Source organism: Bradyrhizobium sp. CCGUVB4N (assembly GCF_024199945.1).
Classification (GTDB): Bacteria; Pseudomonadota; Alphaproteobacteria; order Rhizobiales; family Xanthobacteraceae; genus Bradyrhizobium.
This window is the reverse complement of the sequence record NZ_JANADP010000001.1, coordinates 3,380,231-3,405,435: the sequence shown is the minus strand read 5'-3', so window position 1 is coordinate 3,405,435 and position 25,205 is coordinate 3,380,231. Positions and strand designations below refer to the sequence as shown.

Genomic DNA, 25,205 nt, shown 5'->3' with positions numbered 1-25,205 from the left:
GGATGCATGGGAGGTTTGGCGCATGACCGAGATCACGGCCAATGGATCGTTCACGGACGGCAGTCCGGATGCAGCACTGCTCGCAAGCGCCATTTCCAAAAACACCTGGCGGCTGGTCCCGCTGCTCGGCCTCGCCTATCTTTTCAACTATCTCGACCGCACCAGCGTCGGCTTTGCTGCGCTGCAAATGAACAAGGATATCGGGCTGAGCGCCACGCAATTCGGCTGGGGCGCCGGCATCCTGTTCTTCAGCTACTGCCTGCTGGAAGTCCCCAGCAACATGATGATGTACCGGTTCGGCGCGCGGCGCTGGCTGGCACGCATCATGATCACCTGGGGCCTCGCTGCTGCTGCGACCGCGTTTGCGACGGGCCCCTACAGCTTCTATGTGATCCGCTTCCTCCTCGGCGTGTTCGAGGCCGGCTTCTTTCCAGGTGTGATCTGGTACATCTCGATCTGGTTTCCTGAAAAGAACCGCACCAGCGTGCTGGCCCTGTTCATGGCGGCTACGCCGCTCTCCTCGCTGCTCGGCAGTCCGATCTCGGCGGCCCTGCTCGGGATGGACGGATTCTGGGGCTTTGCCGGCTGGCAGTGGATGTTTCTGGTCGAGGGACTTCCGGCCTGCGCGCTCGGTGTTCTCTGCCTGGTTCTGCTTGCCGATACGCCCGAGCAGGCCAGGTGGCTAACGTCAGCCGAGCGACACGCACTCCTGTCCGCGCTTGCCGGCGACAAGCACGACAAGCCCAAGAAGGATCTGTGGGCCGCGATGAAAGACACGCGGGTGCTGATGCTCACCGCGATCACCTTCGCCTTCACGATCGGCTCCTACGGCATCGGCATCTGGCTGCCGCTGATCCTGAAAGGCCATGGCCTCAGCAACATGGAAGTCGGCTGGCTCTCGGCGATTCCCTACCTGTTCGCGACGATCGGAATGCTGCTCTGGGCGCGTCTGGTCGATCGGAAAGGGCAGAAGATCTACAACCTCATGGCCGCGCTGATCCTCGGTGCCCTCGGCCTTGCGCTGTCCGTCGTCTTCACCTCGCTTATTCCGGCGCTCGCCTGCCTGACGCTGGCGCTGGTCGGCACGATCTCGGCGCGGACGGTGTTCTACACCATCCCGCAGGGCTTCCTGACGGGTGCGGCCGCGGCCGGCGGCATCGCGTTCATCAACTCCGTCGGTGCGTTCGGCGGCTTCGTCGGTCCCTACATGGTCGGCTTGCTGAAGGATACGACAGGCTCCTTCAACGCCGGCATGATCGGAATGGCCGCGATCCTGCTGGTCGCGACCGGCATTGCCGGCGCCCTCAAGCTGGTGACCCACAGGATATGAGCGTGGCGATGCGCCGTCAGCCCTTCGACACCACCGCGCGGCCATAGGCCGGCTGCGACTGAACCGGGGGATTGGCGGTTTGCGCTGCGAGTTCGCCGATCAGCCGATCGGCATCCGCGGCCATGGCGTCGGGCGCCTGGATCACCAGACGCTCCAGCGCAAAGCGATAGGACGAGACGCGCTGCTCCAGCGACAGCTGCACCCACTGGATGATCAGCGAGTTCTCCTGCATGCGTGCGACGGCATCGTCCTTTTCCTGCGGCGACAGCGCCGAGACGCGCGCCATGCTGGCCTCGCGCTTCTTGTCGAGATCGATGACGCGGATGGCTGAGGCAAAGAATGGTTCAAAACGCGTGATGTCGTTGCGCACGTCCTCGATCAGCTGCGCATAGCGTGAAGAATGCGAGCGATGCGGTTCGTCGATCAGCGTGCGCCCGTACATGGTGCGGTCGAACACGATCTTCTGGCGCCACGGCGACGGCAGGGCCTTGTAGTCGCCGAACACGCTCTTCCAGGCCGGGCGCGACAGCGGAGGCTGGATCATGGGATAGGCGAGGTCGCGAAGCTGGCGCTCCTCGTCGGTCAATTGGAATTGCGAAGCCTTGAGGCCGAGGCTGCCCGTGGCCTCGAGGCCGAGCCAGCGATGCATGTCATCGCTGCGCATGTCGGCACGGGTCCGTCCGAAATCGCCGCCGCTACAGCCGGCAAGCGTCGCGCCCACCGCTGCGAACAGGATGGCCGATACGATCGTGCGGATCTGGCGGATGATTTCCGGCATTGCAAAAGCCGGAACCTAGCGGCGACGACGACGGCGCCCCGGCGCTGTGCCCGCTTCCGGTCCGCGATCGCCGCTGGTTTCGTCCGCGTCGCGCTCGATGCGGATGACGGGAAGGATCAAAATCGTCCCCATGTCCGCGCGCGGTGTGACATCCCCCGACGAGCCCACCCGGCGACCGGCCGGAAATTCGATGATGGTCCCCATGTCAGCTCTCTCAATTGCCGCGCGACAAAATGCGCCCCTGCAACATGGGGGTCATTAGGATCAGTTTATGGTTAACGGGATGTAAACAAAGGTTTCGGACCGTAACCGCACGGGCCGGCCCGTGCGTCCCGCGGCGACACGAAACGGTTGAAATGAGCGGGTTTGCTTCACACTTCGTTTTCCTTAAGGAGCCTTTAAAGGAACCCCTGATAGGCTGAGGCAACAGTCTTTTCCAAGTTGCGTACGCCTCCATGACCAAGTCGCTGTTTCCCGGATTCGACGGGCTGATGACACTCTCCCGCCGCGAGGGCGTCGACGTTCGCCCGACGCTGCTGCGGGTGCTGACCGACCTCTATGTCCAGGCGCCCACCCACAGCGAGGACGAGCAGCGGCAATTCATCGAGCTCGCCACGCGGCTGATCGACCAGGTCGACGATGCGACGCGTGCCTCCGTCAAGGCGAAGCTTGCGATCTATCCGCAGACGCCGGTCCCGGTGCTGCAGAAGCTCGGGCTGGTCGCAGCGCAGGAAGGCCGCAGGGTGCCGCTCGCACGCGAGATCCCGCGTGCCGCCATCGCCCCCTCGCCTGCCCGCACACCGACCGACGCGGAAGCGCGCATGGCCGCCAACATGGCGATGCAGCCGAAGGAAGCGGCCGAGATCCACGACATGTTCTTCGGCGCCGATGCGAGCCAGCGCGCGCTGATCCTGCACAATCTGGCGCAGACGCCGCTGAAGGCCGCGCCGCGGATTCCGAGCGTGCACACCAGGCGTGCGATCCAGATCCTGGAGATGGCGGCGATCGCGGGCGATATCGAGAGTTTCACCTACGAGCTCGGCGATACCCTGATCCTGCCCTCGCGGGTCGCAGCCCAGATCGTCGACGATGCCGGCGGCGAGGCACTTGCAGTGGCCGCCCGCGCGCTCGACATGCCGAGCCCGAACTTCCAGCGCATCCTCTTGTTCTTCAAGCCGGCGATCGGCAATTCGGTGGATTCAGTCTACCGGCTGTCGCGGCTCTACGACCGCCTCAGCGACCGCTCCGCGCTGGTGATGCTCGCCGCCTGGCGCGGCTCGACGCTCGCCGTCACACGCGCAAAGTACCAGCCGTCGCTGCATGACAGCGAGCGGCAGCGCGCCCGCGGCGCGGCCGGCCAGTCGCGGCCGGGCGTGCAGCCCGGGTCGAGCCCGGCGGTGCGGACGGGCTCAGGCGGATCGTCGGAGCGGTAACGCTCGCCTCCGGTGCAAAATTGCTGCGCAATTTTGTCACGAGCTCCTCGCAATGACGGTGGATCGGCAGTTAGGTCTTCGCCAACTCGAGGAAATGCCGCCCCGCGCGGTCCTCCGTCTCCACGATCCAAGCATCCGGGTCGAAGCGAAGCTCCTTGGTCAGGCGCTCTTCCACGGCAGGCTCAGGCACCGGCTGCGGCGCAATCGGTACGAAGAGCCGATCGACCGGCCGTCCCTCGTCATAGACGGTCTGCGGCGCCGGCGTGTAGAGCATCGCGTTGCCGTCGAGCAGCGACACCTTCACGAACACCGCCCCCGCCTCCTCGGCACCGCGACGGCGCACGGCGCCGAACACGCCCTCGGTCTGGCACCGGCGCAAGTAGGCTGAGACCCAGATGTTTGATTTCAAACGCATGCGTGCACGATAGGCCAGCGCTGCAGACAGCACCAGCCTTCAGGCTTCAAGACGCGACAACGATTATTCGACGGGGTGGCCGATCGCGGCGGCGAGCTCGCGCAGCAGGCGGTCCGACACCTGGCCGGTGACGGGCATCTTGTGCTGGCGCTCGAAGGTCTGGATCGCCGACTGGGTCTCGCCGCTCATCGTGCCCGTGATCTTCAAATTCCCATAGCCGTATTCGGACAGCGCGCGCTGCACGCCGGCGAGGCGACGCGCCGCCGGGCTCTGCTGCGTCGGGATCGGCGCCGGCGGACGTGCGACGGCCACCGCGGACGGTGCCGGCGTGGGTGTCGTGGCCTTGATGACCAGATTGGTCATGGGATCGCCCGCGCGCGGCGACGTCGAGGCCGTCGTCTCGGCAGGCTTCTCCGGTGCCTTCTCGGCTGGCTTCGGCTCGACGCGAAACTCGGTTGCTTTCGGCTCGAGCGGCGACGTATCGGCCCCGACCGGACGCGGACGCGGCATGGGATTGGAGAGCGGCACCGACGACGGCGCGGGAAGATTGATCACGGTGCCGAACATCGGCGCCGGATGCCGGCCGGTCTGGAGGAACAGCGCATTGGCAACGATAGCGCTGATCGCGGCGACGGCGACGAGGCCGGCCAGCGTGTCCTTCGGGCTGTGCAAGAGCACGCGTAGCACGAGGTTGCGCTCGGTCTCGACATCCACGACCGCGGCCTTGGCACCACGGCGGCGCGGAGCGGCTTCGTCCTTTGCAGGCTTTCTAGGCACTTTTCTTCACCAAAGCAGGTTGGTCCTGAGGTCGGTCTTGAATCTGTCGGTCTTGAGTCTCTTGGCGCAGCGCCGGCGTCAGCGTCGCGATCTTGCTCTCCGCCGGCTTGGCTTGCGGCGGCGTGTAGACCAGCGGCAGCTTGACGGTGACCGCGGTGCCCTCGCCGAGCTTGCTTTGTACCGTCAATTCGCCGAGATGCAACGCCACGAGGCTCTTCACGATGGAAAGGCCGAGGCCGGTGCCCTCGTGACGGCGCTCATAGGTCTTGCCGCATTGGAAGAACGGCGCGCCGATGCGCTTGAGATCTTCAGGCGCAATCCCGACGCCGGTATCGCTGATGCGCAGCGTGAGCTGCGAGGCGGATGCAGCGGCCGCCACGGTGACCTGGCCGCCGCGCTCGGTGAACTTGACGGCGTTGGCGACGAGGTTGAGCACGATCTGCTTGAAGGCTCTGGGATCGCCGGTCATGACGGGCAGATCCTGCGGCGCGTCGGTGATGAGATCGATGCCGTTCTCGCGCGCCTTGAGCGCAAGCAGGTTGCAGCAATGCATCAGCGAGGCGCGCGGTGCGAACGGCTCCGACGCAATCTCGAAATTGCCCGACTCCATCTTCGACATGTCGAGAATGCCGTTGACGACCGACAGCAGGTGCTGGCCGGAGGCGTTGATCAGCTCGGCATATTCCTTGCGCTGGGGCGCGCCCAGCATCAGGGTCTGCTCCTGCGCGATCATCTCGGAGAAGCCGATGATGGCGTTGAGCGGCGTGCGCAGCTCGTGGCTCATGGTGGCGAGGAAGCGCGTCTTGGCGGCGTCGGCGGCTTCCGCCGCGCTGCGCGCCTGATCGAGCGCCTGCTCGGACAGCTTGCGATCGGTCACGTCGCGCATGACGCCGACGACTTCGGCCTCGCGCGTGAGATCGCCGCCCGGATGCTGATCGAGCGGCCGGCAGCGCATCTCGACCCAAATGAAATCGACCTGACCGCGCTCGGAACCATCGGGCTCCCGGCGCAGCCGGAACTCGACGCTGCGCACGTCGCCGCGCGCGGCATCGGACAGTGCGGTGAGATAGGCCGGGCGGTCGGCGACATGGACGCGATCGAACAGGCCATGGCCGAGCAGCTGCGCGACCGGCATGCCGAGCATGGCTTCGGCGGCCGGCGAGATGAATTGCACCGCGCCGTTGCGCTGATGCCGCGAGATCACGTCGCTCATGTTGCGCGCCAGTAGGCGATAGCGCTCCTCCTCGCGCGACAGCAACGTGACGCTGGTACGCGCGAGCGACTCGGCGCCGAAGGCAAGGCCCGCGGCATAGAGTGTTGCGGAAGCGACGCCGAACGCCATCATCGCGGCGCGCTCGGGGGCGCTGAGGTCGCCGGCCGGCAGCCAGCCGAGCTGGGTGACCAGGATCAACAGACCCGCGCAGGACAACGCGAGCAACGAGGCAAAGGCTGCGACGCGGCGCGAGGCCGACAGCGCGGCTTCGAGGGGAACCACGACCAGCCAGATAGCCGCGAATGATTCGATACCGCCGGTGGTGGCGGCGATCGCCATGATCAGGCCGGCGAGCGCCAGCGACGACAGCACATGGGCGCCTTCATAGCGGCCGGTGCGTGACAGGAACCAGGACAGCATGATCGGCGCGATCAGCCAGGCAAAGGCCGCGACCTCGATCGCGCTCGGCGCGCCACGCAGGACCAGATAGACAGGAAATGCGGCAAAGGCGGCCAGGCTTCCGAGAAGCCGCGGCGCCATGAAAGCCCGATGGCGCGCTCGCGTCAGCGCATCGTAACGCGCGGAGGGATGCAGCAGCGCATCGAGACAATCGCGGATGATACTCAAAACTGTCACGGGTCTCGCGCTTCGGCTCAATCGTCGTTGAAGACGTGCCGGAACGCCTCCTTGTCGTTGAGCCAACGTGTCAGAGCGACCTTAAACGAGTGCTAAGGCGATCCGGCCTGCGGCCCGACACGGCGTCATCGCGGAGATTTTTAGGCGATTTGGCGATGTCATCATCGCGGATGGTGAACACAGGGTTTCGCCGTCCCTTTCATGGTTTCGAATTGGTGGACGCGCGGGAGCCGGAACACCAATGGCCCAGCCATCAATCGAAAATTTACGAGACCGCCAATCGCGAAGATTTTTGCGTAAATTTTCCGCGAATTAAGCGGAAGGCAATCACTTGCGATTTATCGAGAGTTGCTAGGTCCGACACCTCGCGGGGATCGCCGCGGCGGGATCTAACATACAGGTCGATTAGATGCGCTTTCTGCTCCGCATCACATTCTGGCTCGGGCTGGTGCTGGTGCTCCTGCCGCGGGACAAGACGCACGAATCGGACAAGCTGCCGCAGATCGGCGCTGCCGACGCGGTGCAGGCTGCGACCGCGGCCGTCTCCGACATGAGCCAGTTCTGCAAACGTCAGCCGGCAGCCTGCGAGGTCGGCGGACAGGCCGCCACCATCATCGGCCAGCGGGCCCAGGACGGCGCGAAGAAGATCTACCAGATCATCAACGACAAAAAAGAGCAGATCGAGAAGAACGAAAAGACCGACAAGAAGGCGCCCGACCACACCGGCTCGATCACGGTCGCCGGTGAAGGCGACGCAGCCGCGACCGAGGCGCCGCGCGACACGCTGACCCAGGACGATCTCGCGCTGGAATGGCGCGGTCCGGAAGCCGCGAATTAGGCCCCAAATCCTATCGATTTCGACGTCCCGCGTGCCTATATTGGGAGAACGCGGGAACCACGGGCCATCAATGACGACGATTGACGAGATCAGGGACAATTTCGAGCTTCTGGACGACTGGGACGACCGTTACCGGTACGTCATCGAGCTCGGCCGCACCCTGGAACCGATGCCCGAGGCGGAGCACTCGGCCGAGAACAAGGTGAATGGCTGCGTCAGCCAGGTCTGGCTCCAGAAGCTGGTCGATCGCGGCAATGGCGCGCCGATCCTGAAGTATCGCGGCGACAGCGACGCGCATATTGTGCGCGGGCTGGTCGCGATCGTGCTCTCGCTCTATTCCGGCCGCACGCCGCAGGAGATCCTCGATACCGATGCGATTTCCGTGTTCAACGAGTTCGGCTTCCGCGACCATCTGACGCCGCAGCGCTCCAACGGCCTGCGTTCGATGGTCGAGCGGATCAAGACCGACGCGAAAGAGGCGCTCGCGGAAGCGTCGTAGCTCCGCATGATGAGCTGCCGTACGGTGGGCAAAGCGAAGCGTGCCCACGTTCTGAGTGCGATTGATGAGAATTCGTGGGCACGGCGCTTTGCGCCTTTGCCCACCCTACGACACTAAGCGCTACGCTACTTCCCCTTCTTCCGCTGCTGCTGTCCCAGGCCCATCTTCTTCGCCAGCTGCGAACGCGCCACCGCGTAGTTCGGCGCGACCATGGGATAGTCGGCCGGCAGGCCCCATTTCTCGCGATATTGCTCGGGCGTCATGCTGTACTGCGTGCGCAGATGGCGCTTCAGCGACTTGAAGCGCTTGCCGTCTTCCAGGCACACCAGATAGTCGGGCGCGATCGACTTCTTCAGCGAGACTGCGGGCTTTGCCGGTTCGAGCGGCGCTTCGACGCGACCCGACGACACCCGCGTCAACGCACCGTGCACCTGGCTGATCAGGTTCGGAATCTCGGCGGCCGGCGTCGGGTTGTTGCTGACATAGGCCGAGACGATGTTCGCCGTCAGCTCGATGAAATTTTTGGCCCCGGCATCGGACATGGGCTCGACCTCTCTCCAATGACTCCGTCGCGACTGCATTGGCGGCGGTGAAGTATTCTCTGTCAACAATACGTTTGGCCGAAATAGGACGACTGGAAAATATGAACCGATTACTGATCTCGCGACAAAAACTGCGAGACTCTACTTGGATCCAGCGGGGCTTCAGCCGCCGCGCTGGTCGAGATGGGCGCGCAGTTCGTCGATCGAGGCAAAGCGCATCATGCCCTCCGGCATTTGCGCCTCGATCGAGCCGTCGGAATAAAGCGAATAGGCCATGCCGTCGACGATGCCGGATTTGAGCACCGTCACCGGCGACTGTTCGACCGGCGGCGGCTCGGGGGCGGGCGGAGGTGCGGCGGGCTGAGGCGCAGCAGGCTGAGGTGCAGCCGGCTCGAAGGTCGACGCCGGCCGCGGCGGCGACGGGCGACGCGCCGCGGGTGGCTCCGGCGGCCGTGCACGGTCGGCCTTCGGCCAGGCATCGTCGAAGCTCGCGGGCGGAGCTTCTGATGCGGCCGGCTCCGCGGGCTCGGCATGTGGTTGCAGCGGCAGACCGTCCGCGGCCTTGGCCTCGGCACGCTCACGCTCCTTGCGCGAGCTCGAGGCGAACATCAGGTTGCGGCGACGTGGTGCCTCCGGAGCGGCGGGCGGGGGCGGTGGCGGCGCTTCCGGCTCGGCCGGTGCCTCGACCCGCGGTCGCTCGCGCACTGGCGCTTCGGCCTGCCAAGGCGGCGCAGCGGGCGATGGCTGCGGCTCGACGCGCGCCGGCGGCAGTTCCAGCGCAGACGCACCCGGTGCAGTGGGCGCAGCGAGGCCCGGCGGCAGCACCGGCCTCACGCGAACCTCCGACGCCGCAGCTGTTCCGGCCAGCCGGCGGGCAATGCCTTGCAGCTCCAGCAGCACGATGTAGAGGCCGACCAGTAACATTCCGGAGCAGACGCCGATCACGCCGCTCGTTATGAGCGTGCTGCCGAGGCTGAAATCCCTGATCGAATAGCCAAAAGCGATCGCAAGGAGGCCCGCCACCACGGCGAAAATCCCTGCAATCAACAAAGCCAAGCTCATCGAACACACCCCCGGCCGTGCACCCACGCACGACACCCGTTACGCCACGATACCGTCATACTGCGTTCCTCGCCAACGACCAATTGCCCGCACCGTTCCTAAAGGGAAGGATATCAGGGACTTATTCACATTCCCTTCAGCAACGGTCCGCTAGCTGTGATGTGCTCCGAGTTTCTGGAAATTGCTGCGTCGCATCAGGAATTTAGCCATAATGCCCAATTACTTGGTAATGGAACTGCGCTATAGGGATTCCGGGGAGCAGGCCCGCGCGCACCAGCAGGGCCAAGAGGGGATTCCGGGTCACCAATAGCCATGACATCCATCACGACTTCGGCGATCGACACGCCCCTCGGGCGCTCGGTTGAACGGACTTGCGACGATCTCGCCATGCTGGTGCTGGCTGCCGTCGCCGTCATCGCAGGCCTGACCTTCCGCGACTACGGGCTCGGCTGGGACGATTACACCCATGCCGAGTATGCCGACCTGCTGCTGCGCATGTACGGTTCCGGCTTCCGGGACACGTCCGCACTCTCCTTCGCCAATCTCTATATGTATGGCGGCGGCTTCGACATGGTCGCGGCCCTGCTGCACAAGATTCTCCCGCTCGAGCTGTTCGAGACGCGACGCCTGGTCGGCGCGATCGTCGGCGTGATCGGTCTTGCGGTCACCTGGCGGCTCGGCCGCCGCGTCGCCGGACCGCTGGCGGGCCTTGCCGCACTCTTGCTGCTGGCGCTCTGCCCGATCTTCTACGGCCACATGTTCATGAACCCGAAGGACGCGCCCTTCGCGGTGGCCATGATCATCCTGATGCTCGGCCTGGTCCGGCTTGCGGAGGAATATCCAAAACCCTCGCCGCGCACGATCCTGATCGTCGGCCTGGGTGCCGGCCTGTCGATCGGCTGCCGCATCCTCGGCGGCCTCGCGCTGGTCTACGCGATGGCCGGCTTCATGCCGCTGTTGCTGGAAGAGCTGCGCACCGAGGGCGCGCGCGAGGCGATCAGGCGTTTCGCCCATGTCGTCTACGTGCTGCTGCCTGGGCTGGCATTCGGCTATCTCGTGATGGGCCTGATCTGGCCGTGGTCGATCATGGAGCCCGCCAATCCCTTCGAGGCGCTGACCTATTTCTCGCATTTCTTCGAGAAGCCCTGGAAGGAGATGTTCGACGGCGCGATCGTGTCGGTTCCCGACATGCCCTGGTCGTATCTGCCGACACTGTTCGCGCTGCAGCTGCCCGAAGTGATGCTGGTGTTTATGGCCGGCGCCGTGTTCAGCACCTTCGCGATGCTGACGCGTCGCGAGGTTCCGGCGCGCCGCAAGACCATCATGCTGATGCTGACCCTGGCGGCCACCCTGCCGCTCGCAATCGCGATGGTGAAGCGTCCGGCGCTCTACAACGGCATCCGCCATTTCGTGTTCGTGATCCCGCCGATGGCGGTGCTCGGAGGCGTCGCCTTCGCCTGGACCATGGAGCGCCTGCGCGCCAACCACCGCGCCTGGCAGCCGGCCGTGCTCGCCGTGTTCTGCTTCGGCCTCGCGCTGCCGCTCGCCGAGATGATCCGGCTGCATCCCTATCAATACACCCACTTCAACCACATCGCCGGCACGGTGCGCGCCGCCGACGACCGCTTCATGCTGGACTATTGGGGCCTCGCGCTGAAGCAGGCCTCCGACGAGCTGCGCGAGCAGCTGATCGAGCGCCAGGAAGTGCCGCCGCGCAATCGCAAATGGAAGGTCGCGGTGTGCGGTCCGCAGCGCCCGGCGCAGGTCGCGCTCGGCCCCGACTTCACCATCGGCTGGGATTCCAACGCGGCCGATTTCGCCATGACGCTCGGCGAATTCTACTGCAAGGGCCTGACCGCCCCGGTGCTGGTCGAGATCAAGCGCGACGACGTGGTGTTCGCCCGCGTCTACGACATCCGCGGCCGCAGCATTTCCAGCCTGCTGTCGATCCCGGCGCCGTAATATTCTTCTCCAGCCTTGCTCTCCGCCTTCGCTCTTCGAGCTACGGCGGACAAGCATGCGGGCTACGCTTGGCTGCCGCGATTTGACCGCCTTGCTGCGGGCCTCACCCGCGACTAGGCTCTCTCCCCGCAACAACGAGGTTCGGAGAGATTTGCCATGTCACCAGCGGAAGCGCGCCTGAAGGAAGTACCGTCGAACATGACGGAGGCCGAGTGGCAGCAACGGGTCAATCTCGCCGCCTGCTATCGTCTCGTCTCGCTGTACGGCTGGGACGATCTGGTCGACACCCACATCTCCGCGCGCGTGCCCGGCCCCGACCACCACTTCCTGATCAATCCCTACGGGCTGATGTTCGACGAGATCACGGCCTCGAGCCTGGTCAAGGTCGATCTGCACGGCAACCAGCTCAGCGAGAGCGAATACAGCATCAACCCGGCCGGCTTCACCATCCATTCGGCGATCCACGAGGTGCGCGAGGACGCGATCTGCGTGCTGCATCTCCACACGCTGGACGGCACCGCGGTGTCGAGCAGCGCCGAAGGCCTGCTGCCGCTGAACCAGACCGCGCAGCTCGTCACCCATGACCTCGCCTATCACGACTATGAAGGCATCGCGCTCGATCACGACGAGCGGCCGCGGCTGCAGAAGGACCTCGGCGACCACAACCACATGCTCCTGCGCAACCACGGCACCCTGACCGTCGGCCGTTCGGTCGCCTCCGCCTTCGAGCGCATGTACCACCTCGAGCGCGCCTGCTCGATGCAGGTGCGCACGCGCGCGCTCGGCACGCCGGTCTATCCGGTCGAGGAGATCGCGATCGAGAAGAACACCGAGCTGCTCGCCAACCGCGACCGCGCCGAGCTGCGCGCGACGAACCTGGTGTGGCCGCCGCTGCTGCGCAAGCTCGACCGCGAGCTGCCGGGCTACCGGTCTTGAGATTCTGCGGACTTCGTGTAGGGTAATCGCCAACACCCTCTACACGTTTTGGAATGAAACGCCGCCCAATTCCGGGCGGCGTTTTTTTGCAAGGTCTCGTTACGGAAACGGAGCCGTAGGGTGGGCAAAGCGAAGCGTGCCCACGTCTTCTTCTTTGGTCATCACTGAGAGGTGGTGGGCACGGCGCTTCGCGCCTTTGCCCACCCTACGGCACTGTGCCTACTTCACATCGGCCAGTGCGGCGAGGATCCGCGCCCAGGAGCGGATGCCCTTCTGGAAGCTGCGCAGATCGTACTTCTCGTTCGGCGAATGGATATTGTCGTCGTCCAGGCCAAAGCCGACGAGCAGCGAATCCAGCCCGAGCGCGCGCTTGAAATCGGCGACGATCGGGATCGAGGCGCCGGAGCCCATCAGCACGGTCTCCTTGCCCCATTCCTCGGTGAGCGCCTTCCTGGCCGCTGCAAGCGGCTTCATGTTCCAATCGAGCGCCACGGCGGGTGCGGCGGAATGATCGCCGAACTCGACCTTGCAGTCGCCGGGAATCCGAGCGGACACGTAGTCGCGGAAGGCCTTGCGGATCTTCTGGGGGTCCTGGCCCTGGACCAGCCGGAACGAGACTTTTGCCGAGGCATGCGACGGGATCACCGTCTTGGAGCCCTCGCCGATATAGCCGCCCCAGATGCCGTTGACGTCACAGGTCGGACGCGTGGAGGCCTGTTCCACCATCAACCGGCCCTTCTCGCCGGCCGGGATCGACAGACCGACCGGCTTGAGAAACGAGTCCGGCGTGAAATTGAGTTTCTTCCACTGCTCCAGGATCTCAGGCGGCGTGTCCTTCACGCCGTCATAGAAGCCCGGAATGGTGATGTGGTTGTCGTCGTCGAACAGTCCGCCGAGGATTTTGGTCAGCACCCGGATCGGGTTCATCGCCGTGCCGCCGTACACGCCGGAATGCAGATCGCGGCTGGCGGCGGTGATCTTCACCTCTTCATAGAGCAGGCCACGCAGCGCCGTCGTGATCGCCGGCGTCTCCGGATCCCACATGCCGGTGTCGCAGACCAGCACGTAATCGGCTTTGAACTCGTCCTTGTTGGCTTCGACGAACGGCACGAAGTTCTTGGAGCCGACCTCCTCCTCGCCTTCGATCAGGAAGGTGATGTCGATCGGCAGCGAGCCCGTGACCTTCTTCCAGGCGCGGCAGGCTTCGACGAAGGTCATCACCTGACCCTTGTCGTCCTCGGCGCCGCGCGCGACGATGATCTTGCGGCCGTCGGCATGATCGACGACGGCGGGCTCGAACGGCGGACGGTGCCAGAGCTCGAGCGGATCGACCGGCTGCACGTCGTAATGGCCATAGAAGATCACATGCGGCCGTCCGCCCGCTTTGGCCTTGCCGACGACGGCGGGATGGCCGGCAGTCGGCCTCACCTCGGCCGCGACGCCGAGGCTCGCGATGTCCTTGGCCAGATGCTCGGCTGCCGCCTTGCAATCCCCAGCATAGGCCGGATCCGCGGAAATCGACTTGATCCGCAACAGCGAGAACAGCCGCTCGAGGCTGTTACCGAAGTCCTTGTCGATGTGGTCGAGCACGGATTGAAGCTGCGCATTGGCCATGGCCGGATGTCCCACTTTTCTAACCTCAGGATGGTTGTGGTTTTAACCCTGCCGCGGCCTCGGAGCTAGCCGCAACCGGCGGATGCCGGATGTGCCAGGCGAGCGTCACGGCGAGGACCGCCGTGGCGACGAGGTTGTTGCCCCAGGCCTGGATGGTGTTGGGGAACAGCGGCAGCGACAGCAGCATGAGGATGCCGGTAGCCAGAAGCGCGAGCCAGGTTCCCAGCCGCACATTCGGCCGCACGTCGAAAGCGGCCCGATGCATCAGCACCGTGAACGGCAGGAACAGCCACATGAAGTAATATTGTCGCGCCAACGGCGAGGCGACCGTCATCAGGCAGAACAGAATGCCGAGCTCCTCGGCATCCGAACGCGCCGTTCGCTGCGATTGCCGCGGCATGACCGCGACAAAGCCGAGCCCGAGCAACACCGACACTGCGAGCACGATCCAGTTCGCCGTCTTGTAGTCGACGTCGATGACATTCATCGTGCGCACCGGCTTGCTGGGGTCCTCCAGATTGTAGTTGATCGGGCGGACCAGCCGATGCGTCACCGCGATGATGGACTGGTTGACCCACGACCAGTTCTGCTCGTCGCGCTGGCCAAAACCCTTCTCCGAACTGGAGCCGACCATGCCCTGGTACCAGGTGCTGAGCTCGGCCGCGTTACGCTCGAAGCCACGGATCGGCGCCGGCACGACGTAGAGCAGCACGCCGATGAAGGCGATCATGCTGACGACGGCCGCCCACTGCCTCCGCCAAACCAGATAAGGCAGCACCGCGATCGGAAACACTTTGATGGCGGTGGCGAGTGCGAACATGAAGCCTGCCAACCAGGATCGTCGATGCTGGAGGCTCCAGAAGCCGTACAGCATCATCGCCAGCAGAACGAGGTTCGGCTGACCGAGATCGAACATGTCGAACACGAAGGTCACGGTGGCGAATGCCGGCAGCGCTTCGAGCCACGGGCCCGGCTTGCGGTCCGAGCCGGTCATGGCATTGGAGAGAACGCCCGTTGAAAACCACGCCACCACATTGAGGATCGACAGCACGACATAGAGCGGGATCTTGCCGAACCAGCTCGGGATCGCCAGCAGGATCGCCAGCAGCGGCGGATAGATGAACTCGAACTGGTCATGGATGTCGCTCGGATAGAGCGGGCCGCCATGCAGCACCTGCTGCCCGGCCCAGTACCACAGCGCGTAGTCCTTGGTCTTGCCGCGGCCGAAGATCTCCGGCCCGAGGACGTCCGCGGTCAGAATCAAGCAGCAGACCAGGAAGAGCAGGTCGAGCGGTGCGCGCAGTGAAAGAGATCGGAGCGCGCCGGATTTGTCTGATGGATTCGAGAGAGTCACATTATGTCCAGTCGGAAACAAATAGCACGTAGCAGACCGACGGACGCTTGGAGAGTCCCCATCACCCGAATTTGTGCCTTGCAAAGACGCCGCTTCTCGCGCAACCGCAACGGCGTTGCGGACCGCTGGCCCGCAACCGGGCATTCTGCCTACCTGCGCAGCAGCCCGCCGAGCGCGCCGCGGACGAGTGCGCGGCCGACCGAGCCGCCCAACTGGCCGCCGACCGATTTGCCGAGATCGGCCACGACGCCGCCGACCACCTTGTCGGTGACCGTGCGCGTGACGTCGCGCGCGATGCGCTGTCCCGTCGTCAGCCGGTTACGTCCGGTGTTGGTGCCGAAGATGGTACCGACGATCGAGCCGATCTGGCCGAGGATGCCGCCACCGCCTCCACCCGCCTGGCCATCGGCCGGCGCCGCGGTGCCGGCGATGCGCTTCTGGAGGATCTCATAGGCGGATTCGGAATCGATCGCGGTGTCGTATTTGCCCTTCACCGGGCTCGCATCCATGATCGCCTTGCGCTCCTCCGCCGTGATCGGCCCGATGCGGGCCGACGGCGGGCGGATCAGCACCCGCTCGACCATCGCCGGCGTGCCGTTGCCTTCGAGGAACGACACCAGCGCCTCGCCCTTGCCGAGCTCCATGATCACCTTGGCGGTGTCGAGCTTCGGGTTGGGCCGGAAGGTCTGGGCGGCTGCTGCGACCGCCTTCTGGTCGCGCGGAGTGAAGGCGCGCAACGCATGCTGCACGCGGTTGCCCATCTGCCCGAGCACGCGGTCGGGCACGTCGATCGGGTTTTGCGTGACGAAATAGACGCCGACGCCCTTGGAGCGGATCAGGCGGACCACCTGCTCGATCTTGTCCATCAACGCCTTCGGCGCGTCGTTGAACAACAGATGCGCCTCGTCGAAGAAGAACACCAGCTTGGGCTTCGGAAGGTCACCGGCCTCGGGCAATTCCTCGAACAGCTCTGACAGCATCCACAGCAGGAATGTCGCGTAAAGCCGCGGGCTCTGCATCAGCTTGTCGGCGACCAGGATGTTGACCATGCCGCGGCCGTCGCGGTCGGTCTTCATGAAGTCCTTCAAGGTCAGCGCCGGCTCGCCGAAGAATTTTGTCGCGCCCTGGTTCTCCAGCACCAGCAGCTGGCGCTGGATGGTGCCGACGGTGGCCTTGGTGACGTTGCCAAAACCCTGGGCGGCCTTGCGGATCGGCGCGAGCGGATCCTCGTCCGCATCCGGCCCCTTCTTGCCGCTGTCGGGCACGATGGCATCCAGCAGCGCCCGCAGATCCTTCATGTCGATCAGCGCGAGACCGTTGTCGTCGGCGACGCGGAAGGCGACGTTGAGCACGCCCTCCTGCACGTCGTTGAGATCGAGCATGCGCGCCAGCAGCAGCGGCCCCATCTCGGTGATGGTCGCCCGCACTGGATGGCCCTGCTCGCCGAACACGTCCCAAAACACCGTCGAGAACTGGTCGGGCTGGAACGTCAGCCCCATCTCGCTGGCACGCTTGACGATGAAGTCCTTTGCCTCCCCGACCTCGGAGATGCCGGAGAGGTCGCCCTTGATGTCGGCGGCGAACACCGGAACACCGGCCCGCGCAAATCCTTCCGCCATGACCTGCAGCGTGACCGTCTTGCCCGTTCCGGTCGCGCCGGTGACGAGGCCATGGCGATTGGCGAGCGCCAGCGTCAGCCAGGCCTGCTCGTCTCCCTTGCCGACGAAGATTTTGTCGTCGGTATCGCCGAGCTTGTTGTCCTGCGCCGTCATCATTCTCTCTATCGTTAGTTTCGCGTATTGAAACTCGGGCCCGCCAGTTCCGTAGTTTAACGCATGTCGCGAGCCGATTGAAACCGTTCAAGACGGCGCTCACATGCGACATTGTCGGAGACACCGCGCGCGGCATGCGCCAAAAGTCGGAGTGATACATTCGCACCGCGGCAATTTTTCAAGGATTCCTTCTCCGCTCTTGCATCGCTGCAACACTTTTTGCGTCTTCGGAACGTTGCGTGCGTTCATCGCTTGTATTTCACATCGCACCGGCTCAAGATCGTTTTTCGAAAATATTCTCCGGCATGTGAACCGGCTGAGGGGCAGGCCCATATGGACGAGCTGATCGGACAGCTGGCGGCAAACGCCAGCATAGATAGTGCTGTCGCTGAAAAGACCGTCGGCATTATCCTGGGTTTCCTCCGCAGCGAAGGTCCTCCCGACAGCGTGCAGGCTCTGATCGACCAAATCCCCGGTGCGGAAGGCGCGATCGAGGCGTCCAAGAGCGGTGGCGGACTGTCGCGGCTGATGGGCGGCGGCCTGATGGCCGTCGGCACGCGCCTGATGGGCCTTGGGCTTGGCATGTCCGACATCCAAACCATTGCGCGTGAACTTTTTCGTTTTGGTCGAGACAAAATCGGAGCGGATCAGATGGGCAAGATCATCGCGGGCACGCCGGGCCTTAGCCAATTCGCCTGAGCGACGCATTTCATATTGAGTATCATGACATATCCGATCTCAGAGATTGAGGGCCTGCCGGCCTTTGCCGCCAACAAGTTGAAGGCGCAGGGGATCCGCACGACCGACGCGTTGCTGGAAGCCGCGAGCACGGCCAGGGGCCGCAAGGCACTCTCGGCCAAGACCGGCATCAGCGAGCAGTCGCTGCTGGAGTGGGCCAACGTCTCCGACTACATGCGCATTCCCGGCATGGGCCGGGCCAAGGTCGGCCTAGTCCGCGCCGCCGGCGTCACCACGGTGCGCGAGCTCGCTTATCGGAATCCGGCAAGATTGACGCAGAGCATGCGCGAGGCCAACGATCGCAGGAAGCTCGTCCGCATCCTTCCCTCCGAGAAGTCGGTCGGCGACATCATCGCCAAGGCCAGGAAACTGTCGCCGAAGATCACGTATTGAATTTTTCCGTCGTCCCGGCGAAGGCCGGGACCCATACCGCGGAATTGATCGATCGTAGAAGGCCGAAGTACCGGATTACGAGTCGTCGCCAAACTTCTCCCTGGGATGATGGGTCCCGGCTTTCGCCGGGACGACAGCGGGGATGATGCGGGAGAGCGCCAAAACATCGGCGGCTCCCGGCATGCAGGGGCTCCCTCTCCCGGCCTTGACTCCCCCTCCCCGACCGCGCAAAGCGACGCGCATGAACGCCTCGCCCTCCCCATCCGTCCCGCCGGCCGGCTCGGCCGGGCCAGATGCGCTGCGGACGCTGCTCGACCGGCCTCTGCCGGCAGTGATGGGCGTGCTCAACGTGACGCCGGATTCCTTTTCCGACGGCGGCGACTTCATCGCGCCGGACCAGGCGCTGGCACGGGCGCGGGCGATGATCGAGGCCGGCGTCGACATCATCGATATCGGCGCCGAATCCACCCGGCCCTACAAGGGCGCCCAGCCGGTGACCGCGGCGGACGAGTTGTCCCGGCTGAAGCCGGTGCTGTCTGACATCGTCGCGCTCGGCGTTCCCGTCTCGATCGACAGCATGAAGGCGGAGGTGGTGGCCTTCGCGCTCGACCAGGGCGCGGCCATCGCCAACGACGTCTGGGGGTTGCAGCGCGACGCCGATATGGCGCCGGTGGTCGCTACCCGCGGCGTCCCCGTCATCGTCATGCACAACCGCGACAGCGTCGATTCTGCCATCGACATCGTCGCGGACATGAAGGCGTTCTTCCTGCGCTCGCTGGATATCGCCGCGAAAGCCGGCATCGCACGCGACAGAATCGTGCTGGATCCCGGCATCGGCTTCGGCAAGACCGCCGAGCAGAGCATGATCGCGCTGGCGCGGCTGCACGAGCTCGACATGTTCGGCCTGCCGATCCTGGTCGGCGCCTCGCGCAAGCGTTTCATCGCCTCGGTGTCGCCGTCAGAGCCGAAGGAGCGGCTCGCCGGATCGATCGCCGCGCATCTGATCGCAGCCCAGAAGGGCGCGAAGATCATCCGGACTCATGACGTCGCCGAGACCCTGCAGGCCCTGCGGGTCGCCAACGCAATCGAGAGCAAGCAATGACCGATACGATCTTCGTGACCGGCCTGTCGATCCATGCGCGCCATGGCGTGATGGATCACGAAACCGAAGTCGGCCAGCGTTTCGTCATCGACCTCGAGCTCTACACCGACCTGTCGGAGCCTTCGCGCAGCGATCGCCTGTCCGATACCGTCTCCTATGCCGACGTGGTGGCGACCACGACGGCGGCGTTCAAGAACACCAATTACAAACTGCTGGAGCGCGCGGCCGGTGCGGTCGCCGACGCCATCCTGTCGCACTTCCCGCGCATCCGCGCCGTGAAGATCACCGTGCACAAGCCGCATGCGCCGATCGCCGCGATCTTCGACGATGTCGGCATCATGCTGACCCGCTCGCGGCACCCCTGACATGGCGAGCGTGCTGATCGCACTCGGCGGCAATGTCGGCGATGTCCGAGCGACATTCCGCAAGGCGATCGCCCATATCTGCGGCATGGCGCAAGCCGCATTGATCGCGCGTTCGTCGGACTACGCCACGCCGCCCTGGGGCGACGAGGACCAGGATCCCTTCATCAATGCCTGCGTCGAGATCGAGACCGACCTCGATCCGCACGCGCTATTGTTCGTCATGCAGAAAGTCGAGCAGAAATTCGGCCGCACGCGCGACAAGGATCGGCGCTGGGGTCCGCGCACGCTCGATCTCGACATGATTGCCTATGACGATGTGTCGTTTCAAAAGCCCGACCTGACCCTGCCGCATCCGCGGCTGTTCGAGCGCGCCTTCGTGCTGGTGCCGCTGGCCGAAATCGCGCCCGACCGCGTGATCTCGGGCATTCGTGTGCGTGACGGCCTCGCCAGCGTCTCGACGCAAGGCATTGAGCGGCTTTCGGATACCGGTTAACCAAAAACAACCGTTTGCAGGGAGGGCCGGCCGTGGCAATTTCGCCTGCGAATAACGAGACGTTTGGGAGCCCTTGGCCGTATGACCTCCGTGACTGACAATCTGCCGCTGGCGGCCGATTTTCCCAAGGCGACGGACGCGGACTGGCGCAAGCTGGTCGACGGTGTGCTGAAGGGCGCGCCGTTCGAGAAGCTGGTCGGCAAGACCTATGACGGCCTGAAGATCCAGCCGCTCTATCCGCGCACCAAGGGCGCCGCGCTGCTGACGGGGCGCGCGGCGGCTGCACCATGGCTGATCATGCAGCGGGTCGATCATCCCGATGCGGCGGCGGCGAATGCGCAAGGCTTGCAGGATCTGGAGAACGGGGCGACCGGACTCGAGATCGAGTTCGCCGGAGGACCGGGTGCACGCGATTTCGGTGTCATCGACGCCGATCCGGCAACGCTGGCGCGGCTGTTCGACGGTGTGTTCCTCGATGCCGGCGTCGCGATCTCGCTCAACCCGGTGGCCGGCCGGCAGGATGCCGGCACGCTGTTCGCCGATATGGTCGAGGCCAAAAAGCTCGATCCCGCCGGGATCGACGTGCGCTTCAACTATCAGGCCCTGAGCACCTTCGCCGTGCGCGGCGCCGCGCTCGCGCCATGGTCGGAGTACGAAGCACCCTTTGCGCGCATCGTGTCGGGCCTGATCGGGCGCGGCTTCAAAGGTCCGTTCGTGCTCGCCGACGGCCGTCCCGTCCACGACGCCGGCGGTTCCGAGGCCCAGGAGTTGGCATTCGTGCTGTCGCTCGGTGCGACCTATCTGCGCATGCTCGAGCGCGGCGGCATCGATCTCGATGTCGCTCGACAAGCCGTTTCATTCCGGCTCAGCGCCGATGCCGACCAGTTCCTGACCATGGCCAAGTTCCGCGCCTTGCGGCAGCTCTGGGCCCGCGTCGAGCAGGCGTGCGGCCTCGCGCCTCGGCCCGCTTTCATCGCCGCGGAAACCGCCTGGCGCATGCTGACGCAGCGCGATCCCTATGTGAACATGCTGCGTGCGACCATCGCGACCTTCGCAGCCGGACTTGCCGGCGCCAACGCAATCACCGTGCTGCCGCATACGCTGGCACGCGGGCTGCCCGACCCGTTCGCGCGGCGCGTGGCGCGCAACACGCAACTCCTGCTTCTGGAAGAAAGCAATCTCGCAAAAGTCAGCGATCCCGCGGCGGGATCCGGCGGCATCGAGACGCTGACGTCGGAACTGTGCGCGACGGCATGGGCGCTGTTCCAGGAGGCCGAGAAAGCCGGCGGCGCCTTCGCTGCGCTTCAACAGGGCCTGTTCCAGAGCAAGGTCGCGGCCACGCGCAAGGCGCGCGAGGCCAACATCGCAAAGCGCCGCGACGTGCTGACCGGCGCCAGCGAGTTTCCCAATCTGCACGAGGCCGACGCCACCGTGCTCGACGTGAAGCCGATCGCGCTGCCGCCCTCCGGCGAGCCGAAATGCAAATTCGATGCACTGGCCCCGATGCGCCTCGCCGCGCCATTCGAAGCGCTGCGCGACAAATCCGATGCAGCGTTGAAAGCGCGCGGTACGCGGCCGAGCGTATTCCTGGCCAATCTCGGCACTGCGGCGGATTTCACCGCGCGCGCGACCTTTGCAAAAAGCTTCTTCGAGGCCGGCGGCATCCAGGCGGTCGATAGCGAGGGTTTTGCCGATCCGGCCAAGCTCGCCGCCGCCTTCAAGACCTCCGGCGCTGCGCTCGCCTGCCTTTGTTCCAGCGACAAGGTCTACGCGGAACACGCCGTAGCGGCGGCAAAGGCCCTGCAAACGGCAGGCAGCCGACATATCTATCTCGCAGGCCGTCCGACCGAGGCCGAGGCGGCCCTTCGCGCGGCCGGTGTCACCGGGTTTGTGTTTGCCGGCGGCGACGCGCTCGCCACGTTGCAGGACGCTTATTTGCGGATGGAACAGGCATGACCGATACGAGCAAACCCGTTCTCACCGGCGGCTGCCAATGCGGCGCGGTGCGCTTTGCGATTTCGGCCACACCGAACCGGGTTTCGATCTGCCACTGCCGGATGTGCCAGAAGGCGAGCGGCGCGCCATTCGCCTCCTTCGCCGACATCAACCGCACCGATTTCGCCTGGACCAAGGGCAAGCCGTCGTTCTTCCGCTCCTCGACGATCGCCGACCGTGGCTACTGCGCCGCCTGCGGCACGCCACTGAGCTTTGGCCGCATCGATGGCGAGCGGATCGAAATCATGACCGGCGCGTTCGACCGGCCCGATCGGCTGGTGCCGACGCGACAATATGGAAGCGAGTCTCGCCTGGGCTGGGTGGTTGGCATCTCCAATCTGCCGAGCCAGACCACACAGCAGAATTACGGGCCGGAGAAGATGGCGACCATCGTCAGCCATCAGCATCCGGATCATGATTGAGATCAATCCGTGGTAGGCTATGCCATGCTTCAGGCGCTGGGAGAAATACTGCTCGGCTTGATAGAGTGGAAGGCGAACGTCGGGAAGCTGCTCGCCCGGCTTCTGTGGAGCGGGACTGGTATGATGACTGAGAACCGGTCGTCGGATGATCCCGCTTACAAGAAGAATTTGCAGCGGCTGATCGAGCATCACCGCAGGTTTGAGGAATCCAAGGAATGACCCGCATTCCCAATTTCGCTGATGTCGCCTTCGAGCGGACCGCAAGCGCCGCGCCGTCAGGCAGCGCCGAGCCGTGGCTCACGCCCGAGGGAATTCTCGTAAAACCCGCTTATGGCGAGGCGGATTTGGCCGGCCTCGATTTCCTCGAGACCTATCCGGGCATCGCACCGTTCCTGCGCGGCCCCTACCCGACCATGTATGTCAATCAGCCCTGGACCGTCAGGCAATATGCCGGCTTCTCCACGGCAGAGGATTCCAACGCGTTCTACCGCCGCAATCTTGCGGCCGGACAGAAGGGCCTCTCGGTCGCCTTCGATCTCGCCACCCATCGTGGCTATGACTCTGATCATCCGCGCGTCGGCGGCGACGTCGGCATGGCCGGCGTGGCGATCGACTCCATCTACGACATGCGCACGCTGTTTGCGGGCATTCCGCTCGATCAGATGAGCGTGTCCATGACCATGAACGGCGCGGTGCTGCCGATCCTCGCGCTTTATGTCGCTGCCGCCGGTGAACAGGGCGTCGCCCCGGAGAAGCTGTCGGGCACCATTCAGAATGACATTCTGAAGGAGTTCATGGTGCGCAACACCTACATCTATCCGCCCGCGCCCTCGATGCGGATCATCTCGGACATCTTCGCCTATACGTCGCAGAAGATGCCGAAGTACAATTCGATCTCGATTTCCGGCTATCACATGCAGGAAGCCGGTGCGACGCAGGATCTCGAGCTCGCTTACACGCTCGCCGACGGCGTCGAATATCTGCGTGCCGGACTTGCCGCGGGTCTCGATGTCGACCGCTTTGCGCCACGGCTGTCGTTCTTCTGGGCGATCGGCATGAACTTCTTCATGGAGGTCGCCAAGCTGCGCGCCGCACGCCTGCTCTGGGCGAAGCTCTTGAAGCCGTTCAATCCGAAGGACCCGCGCTCGTTGTCGCTGCGCACGCATTCGCAGACCTCGGGCTGGTCGCTGACCGCGCAGGATGTCTTCAACAACGTGATGCGCACGACGGTGGAGGCGATGGCGGCCACGCAAGGCCACACCCAGTCGCTGCACACCAACGCGCTCGACGAAGCGCTGGCTCTGCCGACCGATTTCTCGGCGCGCATCGCCCGCAACACCCAGTTGTTCCTGCAGCAGGAGAGCGGCACCACCCGCATCATCGATCCCTGGGGCGGCTCGTATTACGTCGAGCGCCTCACGCGCGATCTCGCCGCGAAGGCCTGGGGCCATATCCAGGAGGTCGAGGAACTCGGTGGCATGGCCAAGGCGATCGAAGCCGGCGTGCCGAAATTGCGTATCGAAGAGGCCTCGGCCAAGACCCAGGCGCGCATCGATGCCGGCAAGCAGGCCGTGATCGGCGTCAACAAGTACAAGCCATCGGACGAAGCCGCCATCGACATTCTCAAGGTCGACAATACCAGTGTCCGACGCTTGCAAATCGACAAGCTGACGCGGCTGAAATCCGAGCGCAACCAGAAGGACGTCGAGGCCGCGCTCGCCGCATTGACGCGCTCGGCCGGCGAAGGCAACGGCAATCTGCTCGCGCTCGCCATCGACGCGGCGCGGGCCAAGGCGACCGTCGGCGAGATTTCGGACGCGATGGAAAAGGTGTTCGGCCGGCACCGCGCCGAGATCAAATCCATCACCGGCGTCTACAAGCGGGAAGCATCCAGCATGGGCAACCAGGTCGAGAAGGTTCAGGCGCTGATCGACGCCTTCGAGGAGGCGGAAGGCCGCCGCCCGCGCATCCTGGTCGCCAAGATCGGCCAGGACGGCCATGACCGCGGCCAGAAGGTGATCGCGTCTGCCTTCGCCGATATCGGTTTCGACGTCGACATCGGGCCGCTGTTCGCCACCGCCGACGAAGCCGCGCGGCAGGCCGTCGAGAACGACGTTCACATTCTCGGCGTCTCCTCGCTCGCCGCCGCCCATCTCACGGCCGTGCCTGAACTCAAGGCCGCGCTGAAGAAGCAGGGCCGCGAGGACATCATGATCATCGTCGGCGGCGTGGTGCCGCCGCAGGATTATGACGCGCTCTATGCGGCCGGCGCCGAAGCCATCTTCCCGCCCGGCACGGTAATCGCGGACGCGGCCGAGGAGCTGATCCGCAAGCTGAACGCCCGGCTCGGGCATAGCGAGGCGGCGGAGTAGCTCCTCCGCGCCTGGGCGCCCGCATCAAACCGGCGGACAGGCTGCTGCGACCAATCTTCACGTCCCGGTGTTCGCGCCGCGCGTTCTGCGCCGGTTCATCTTGCGATCATTATGCTCATGCCGACGTCCGAACGTGTCGACGGCGGTCGGATGTAAAATTGATG

At 64.8% G+C, this 25,205-nt stretch carries 25 protein-coding genes; 15 read left to right on the top strand and 10 right to left on the bottom strand.

The genetic code is table 11. The features are described from left to right. Window positions 1-22 precede the first annotated feature (22 nt). The gene (locus NLM31_RS15360; protein WP_254192761.1) at window positions 23-1,330 is read left to right on the top strand and encodes an MFS transporter; all 1,308 of its coding nucleotides are present in this window, start codon (window positions 23-25) and stop codon (window positions 1,328-1,330) included. 16 nt (window positions 1,331-1,346) lie between these two features. Here the strand turns inward: NLM31_RS15360 and NLM31_RS15355 are convergent, their stop codons facing one another. Further along, entirely contained in the window at window positions 1,347-2,108 is a 762-nt protein-coding gene (locus tag NLM31_RS15355) for a hypothetical protein (RefSeq protein WP_254192760.1), read from the bottom strand. Between the two features lie 15 nt (window positions 2,109-2,123). Beyond that, complete coding sequence (locus NLM31_RS15350) at window positions 2,124-2,312, bottom strand: hypothetical protein (protein ID WP_254130164.1); 189 nt, start codon at window positions 2,310-2,312, stop codon at window positions 2,124-2,126. 251 nt (window positions 2,313-2,563) lie between these two features. Between NLM31_RS15350 and NLM31_RS15345 the strand changes: the two genes are divergently transcribed. After that, window positions 2,564-3,541: a DUF2336 domain-containing protein gene (locus NLM31_RS15345; protein ID WP_254130163.1), complete on the top strand. Its 978-nt coding sequence runs from the start codon at window positions 2,564-2,566 to the stop codon at window positions 3,539-3,541. A gap of 70 nt (window positions 3,542-3,611) precedes the next feature. On the opposite strand, the gene NLM31_RS15340 is transcribed toward NLM31_RS15345, so the two are convergent. The 3 genes from NLM31_RS15340 to NLM31_RS15330 form a co-directional block, all read right to left on the bottom strand. Next, window positions 3,612-3,956 (bottom strand): DUF1491 family protein, encoded by a 345-nt coding sequence (locus NLM31_RS15340; protein ID WP_254135336.1) that lies wholly within the window; start codon window positions 3,954-3,956, stop codon window positions 3,612-3,614. A gap of 63 nt (window positions 3,957-4,019) precedes the next feature. After that, window positions 4,020-4,733, bottom strand: coding sequence for a peptidoglycan-binding protein (locus tag NLM31_RS15335; protein WP_254192759.1), 714 nt, complete (start codon window positions 4,731-4,733; stop codon window positions 4,020-4,022). Further along, window positions 4,726-6,582: a PAS domain-containing sensor histidine kinase gene (locus NLM31_RS15330; protein WP_254192758.1), complete on the bottom strand. Its 1,857-nt coding sequence runs from the start codon at window positions 6,580-6,582 to the stop codon at window positions 4,726-4,728. The genes NLM31_RS15335 and NLM31_RS15330 overlap by 8 nt, the downstream gene beginning before the upstream one ends. Window positions 6,583-6,991: 409 nt before the next feature. Here NLM31_RS15330 and NLM31_RS15325 point away from each other — a divergent pair, with 409 nt between their 5' ends. Both NLM31_RS15325 and NLM31_RS15320 read left to right on the top strand, forming a co-directional pair. Continuing rightward, window positions 6,992-7,420 carry a DUF5330 domain-containing protein gene (locus tag NLM31_RS15325; protein WP_254130160.1) on the top strand — a complete coding sequence of 143 codons (429 nt, stop codon included), beginning with the start codon at window positions 6,992-6,994 and terminating at the stop codon, window positions 7,418-7,420. 70 nt (window positions 7,421-7,490) lie between these two features. Continuing rightward, on the top strand, window positions 7,491-7,919 hold the full coding sequence (locus NLM31_RS15320; protein WP_254130159.1) for a SufE family protein: 429 nt from the start codon (window positions 7,491-7,493) through the stop codon (window positions 7,917-7,919). Window positions 7,920-8,044: 125 nt separating this feature from the next. Here the strand turns inward: NLM31_RS15320 and NLM31_RS15315 are convergent, their stop codons facing one another. Beyond that, window positions 8,045-8,461: a MucR family transcriptional regulator gene (locus tag NLM31_RS15315; RefSeq protein ID WP_254130158.1), complete on the bottom strand. Its 417-nt coding sequence runs from the start codon at window positions 8,459-8,461 to the stop codon at window positions 8,045-8,047. A gap of 162 nt (window positions 8,462-8,623) precedes the next feature. After that, window positions 8,624-9,523: a DUF308 domain-containing protein gene (locus tag NLM31_RS15310; protein ID WP_254192757.1), complete on the bottom strand. Its 900-nt coding sequence runs from the start codon at window positions 9,521-9,523 to the stop codon at window positions 8,624-8,626. Window positions 9,524-9,835: 312 nt separating this feature from the next. Here NLM31_RS15310 and NLM31_RS15305 point away from each other — a divergent pair, with 312 nt between their 5' ends. Together NLM31_RS15305 and NLM31_RS15300 are read left to right on the top strand one after the other, a co-directional pair. Then, window positions 9,836-11,485, top strand: a complete 1,650-nt coding sequence (locus NLM31_RS15305; RefSeq protein WP_254192756.1) for a glycosyltransferase family 39 protein — start codon at window positions 9,836-9,838, stop codon at window positions 11,483-11,485. Window positions 11,486-11,641: 156 nt separating this feature from the next. Next, complete coding sequence (locus tag NLM31_RS15300) at window positions 11,642-12,421, top strand: class II aldolase/adducin family protein (RefSeq protein ID WP_028153549.1); 780 nt, start codon at window positions 11,642-11,644, stop codon at window positions 12,419-12,421. A 219-nt stretch (window positions 12,422-12,640) separates the two neighbouring features. On the opposite strand, the gene NLM31_RS15295 is transcribed toward NLM31_RS15300, so the two are convergent. From NLM31_RS15295 to NLM31_RS15285, 3 genes are all read right to left on the bottom strand, one after another. Next, window positions 12,641-14,035, bottom strand: coding sequence for a M20/M25/M40 family metallo-hydrolase (locus NLM31_RS15295; protein ID WP_254192755.1), 1,395 nt, complete (start codon window positions 14,033-14,035; stop codon window positions 12,641-12,643). Window positions 14,036-14,060: 25 nt separating this feature from the next. Further along, on the bottom strand, window positions 14,061-15,389 hold the full coding sequence (locus NLM31_RS15290; protein WP_254192754.1) for a glycosyltransferase 87 family protein: 1,329 nt from the start codon (window positions 15,387-15,389) through the stop codon (window positions 14,061-14,063). Between the two features lie 149 nt (window positions 15,390-15,538). Next, the gene (locus tag NLM31_RS15285; RefSeq protein WP_254196190.1) at window positions 15,539-17,161 is read right to left on the bottom strand and encodes a helicase HerA-like domain-containing protein; all 1,623 of its coding nucleotides are present in this window, start codon (window positions 17,159-17,161) and stop codon (window positions 15,539-15,541) included. Window positions 17,162-17,494: 333 nt separating this feature from the next. Here NLM31_RS15285 and NLM31_RS15280 point away from each other — a divergent pair, with 333 nt between their 5' ends. The 9 genes from NLM31_RS15280 (at window position 17,495) to scpA (ending at window position 25,041) form a co-directional block, all read left to right on the top strand. Further along, a complete protein-coding gene (locus NLM31_RS15280) occupies window positions 17,495-17,860 on the top strand; it encodes a DUF2267 domain-containing protein (RefSeq protein ID WP_254130153.1) in 366 nt (121 codons plus the stop codon). 24 nt (window positions 17,861-17,884) lie between these two features. Further along, a complete protein-coding gene (locus NLM31_RS15275; RefSeq protein WP_254130152.1) occupies window positions 17,885-18,292 on the top strand; it encodes a DUF4332 domain-containing protein in 408 nt (135 codons plus the stop codon). Between the two features lie 241 nt (window positions 18,293-18,533). Beyond that, window positions 18,534-19,394 (top strand): dihydropteroate synthase, encoded by an 861-nt coding sequence (folP, locus tag NLM31_RS15270; RefSeq protein ID WP_254192753.1) that lies wholly within the window; start codon window positions 18,534-18,536, stop codon window positions 19,392-19,394. After that, window positions 19,391-19,759, top strand: a complete 369-nt coding sequence (gene folB, locus NLM31_RS15265; RefSeq protein WP_097662915.1) for a dihydroneopterin aldolase — start codon at window positions 19,391-19,393, stop codon at window positions 19,757-19,759. Before folP ends, folB begins: the two co-directional genes overlap by 4 nt. Window position 19,760: 1 nt before the next feature. Then, window positions 19,761-20,252: a 2-amino-4-hydroxy-6-hydroxymethyldihydropteridine diphosphokinase gene (gene folK, locus NLM31_RS15260; protein WP_254192752.1), complete on the top strand. Its 492-nt coding sequence runs from the start codon at window positions 19,761-19,763 to the stop codon at window positions 20,250-20,252. Window positions 20,253-20,333: 81 nt separating this feature from the next. Continuing rightward, window positions 20,334-22,208, top strand: a complete 1,875-nt coding sequence (locus NLM31_RS15255; protein WP_254192751.1) for a methylmalonyl-CoA mutase family protein — start codon at window positions 20,334-20,336, stop codon at window positions 22,206-22,208. Further along, complete coding sequence (locus tag NLM31_RS15250) at window positions 22,205-22,669, top strand: GFA family protein (RefSeq protein ID WP_254130148.1); 465 nt, start codon at window positions 22,205-22,207, stop codon at window positions 22,667-22,669. Before NLM31_RS15255 ends, NLM31_RS15250 begins: the two co-directional genes overlap by 4 nt. Before the next feature lie 9 nt (window positions 22,670-22,678). Further along, the gene (locus NLM31_RS15245; protein ID WP_254130147.1) at window positions 22,679-22,888 is read left to right on the top strand and encodes a hypothetical protein; all 210 of its coding nucleotides are present in this window, start codon (window positions 22,679-22,681) and stop codon (window positions 22,886-22,888) included. After that, window positions 22,885-25,041 carry a methylmalonyl-CoA mutase gene (gene scpA, locus NLM31_RS15240; protein ID WP_254192750.1) on the top strand — a complete coding sequence of 719 codons (2,157 nt, stop codon included), beginning with the start codon at window positions 22,885-22,887 and terminating at the stop codon, window positions 25,039-25,041. Before NLM31_RS15245 ends, scpA begins: the two co-directional genes overlap by 4 nt. The last annotated feature ends 164 nt before the right edge of the window (window positions 25,042-25,205 follow it).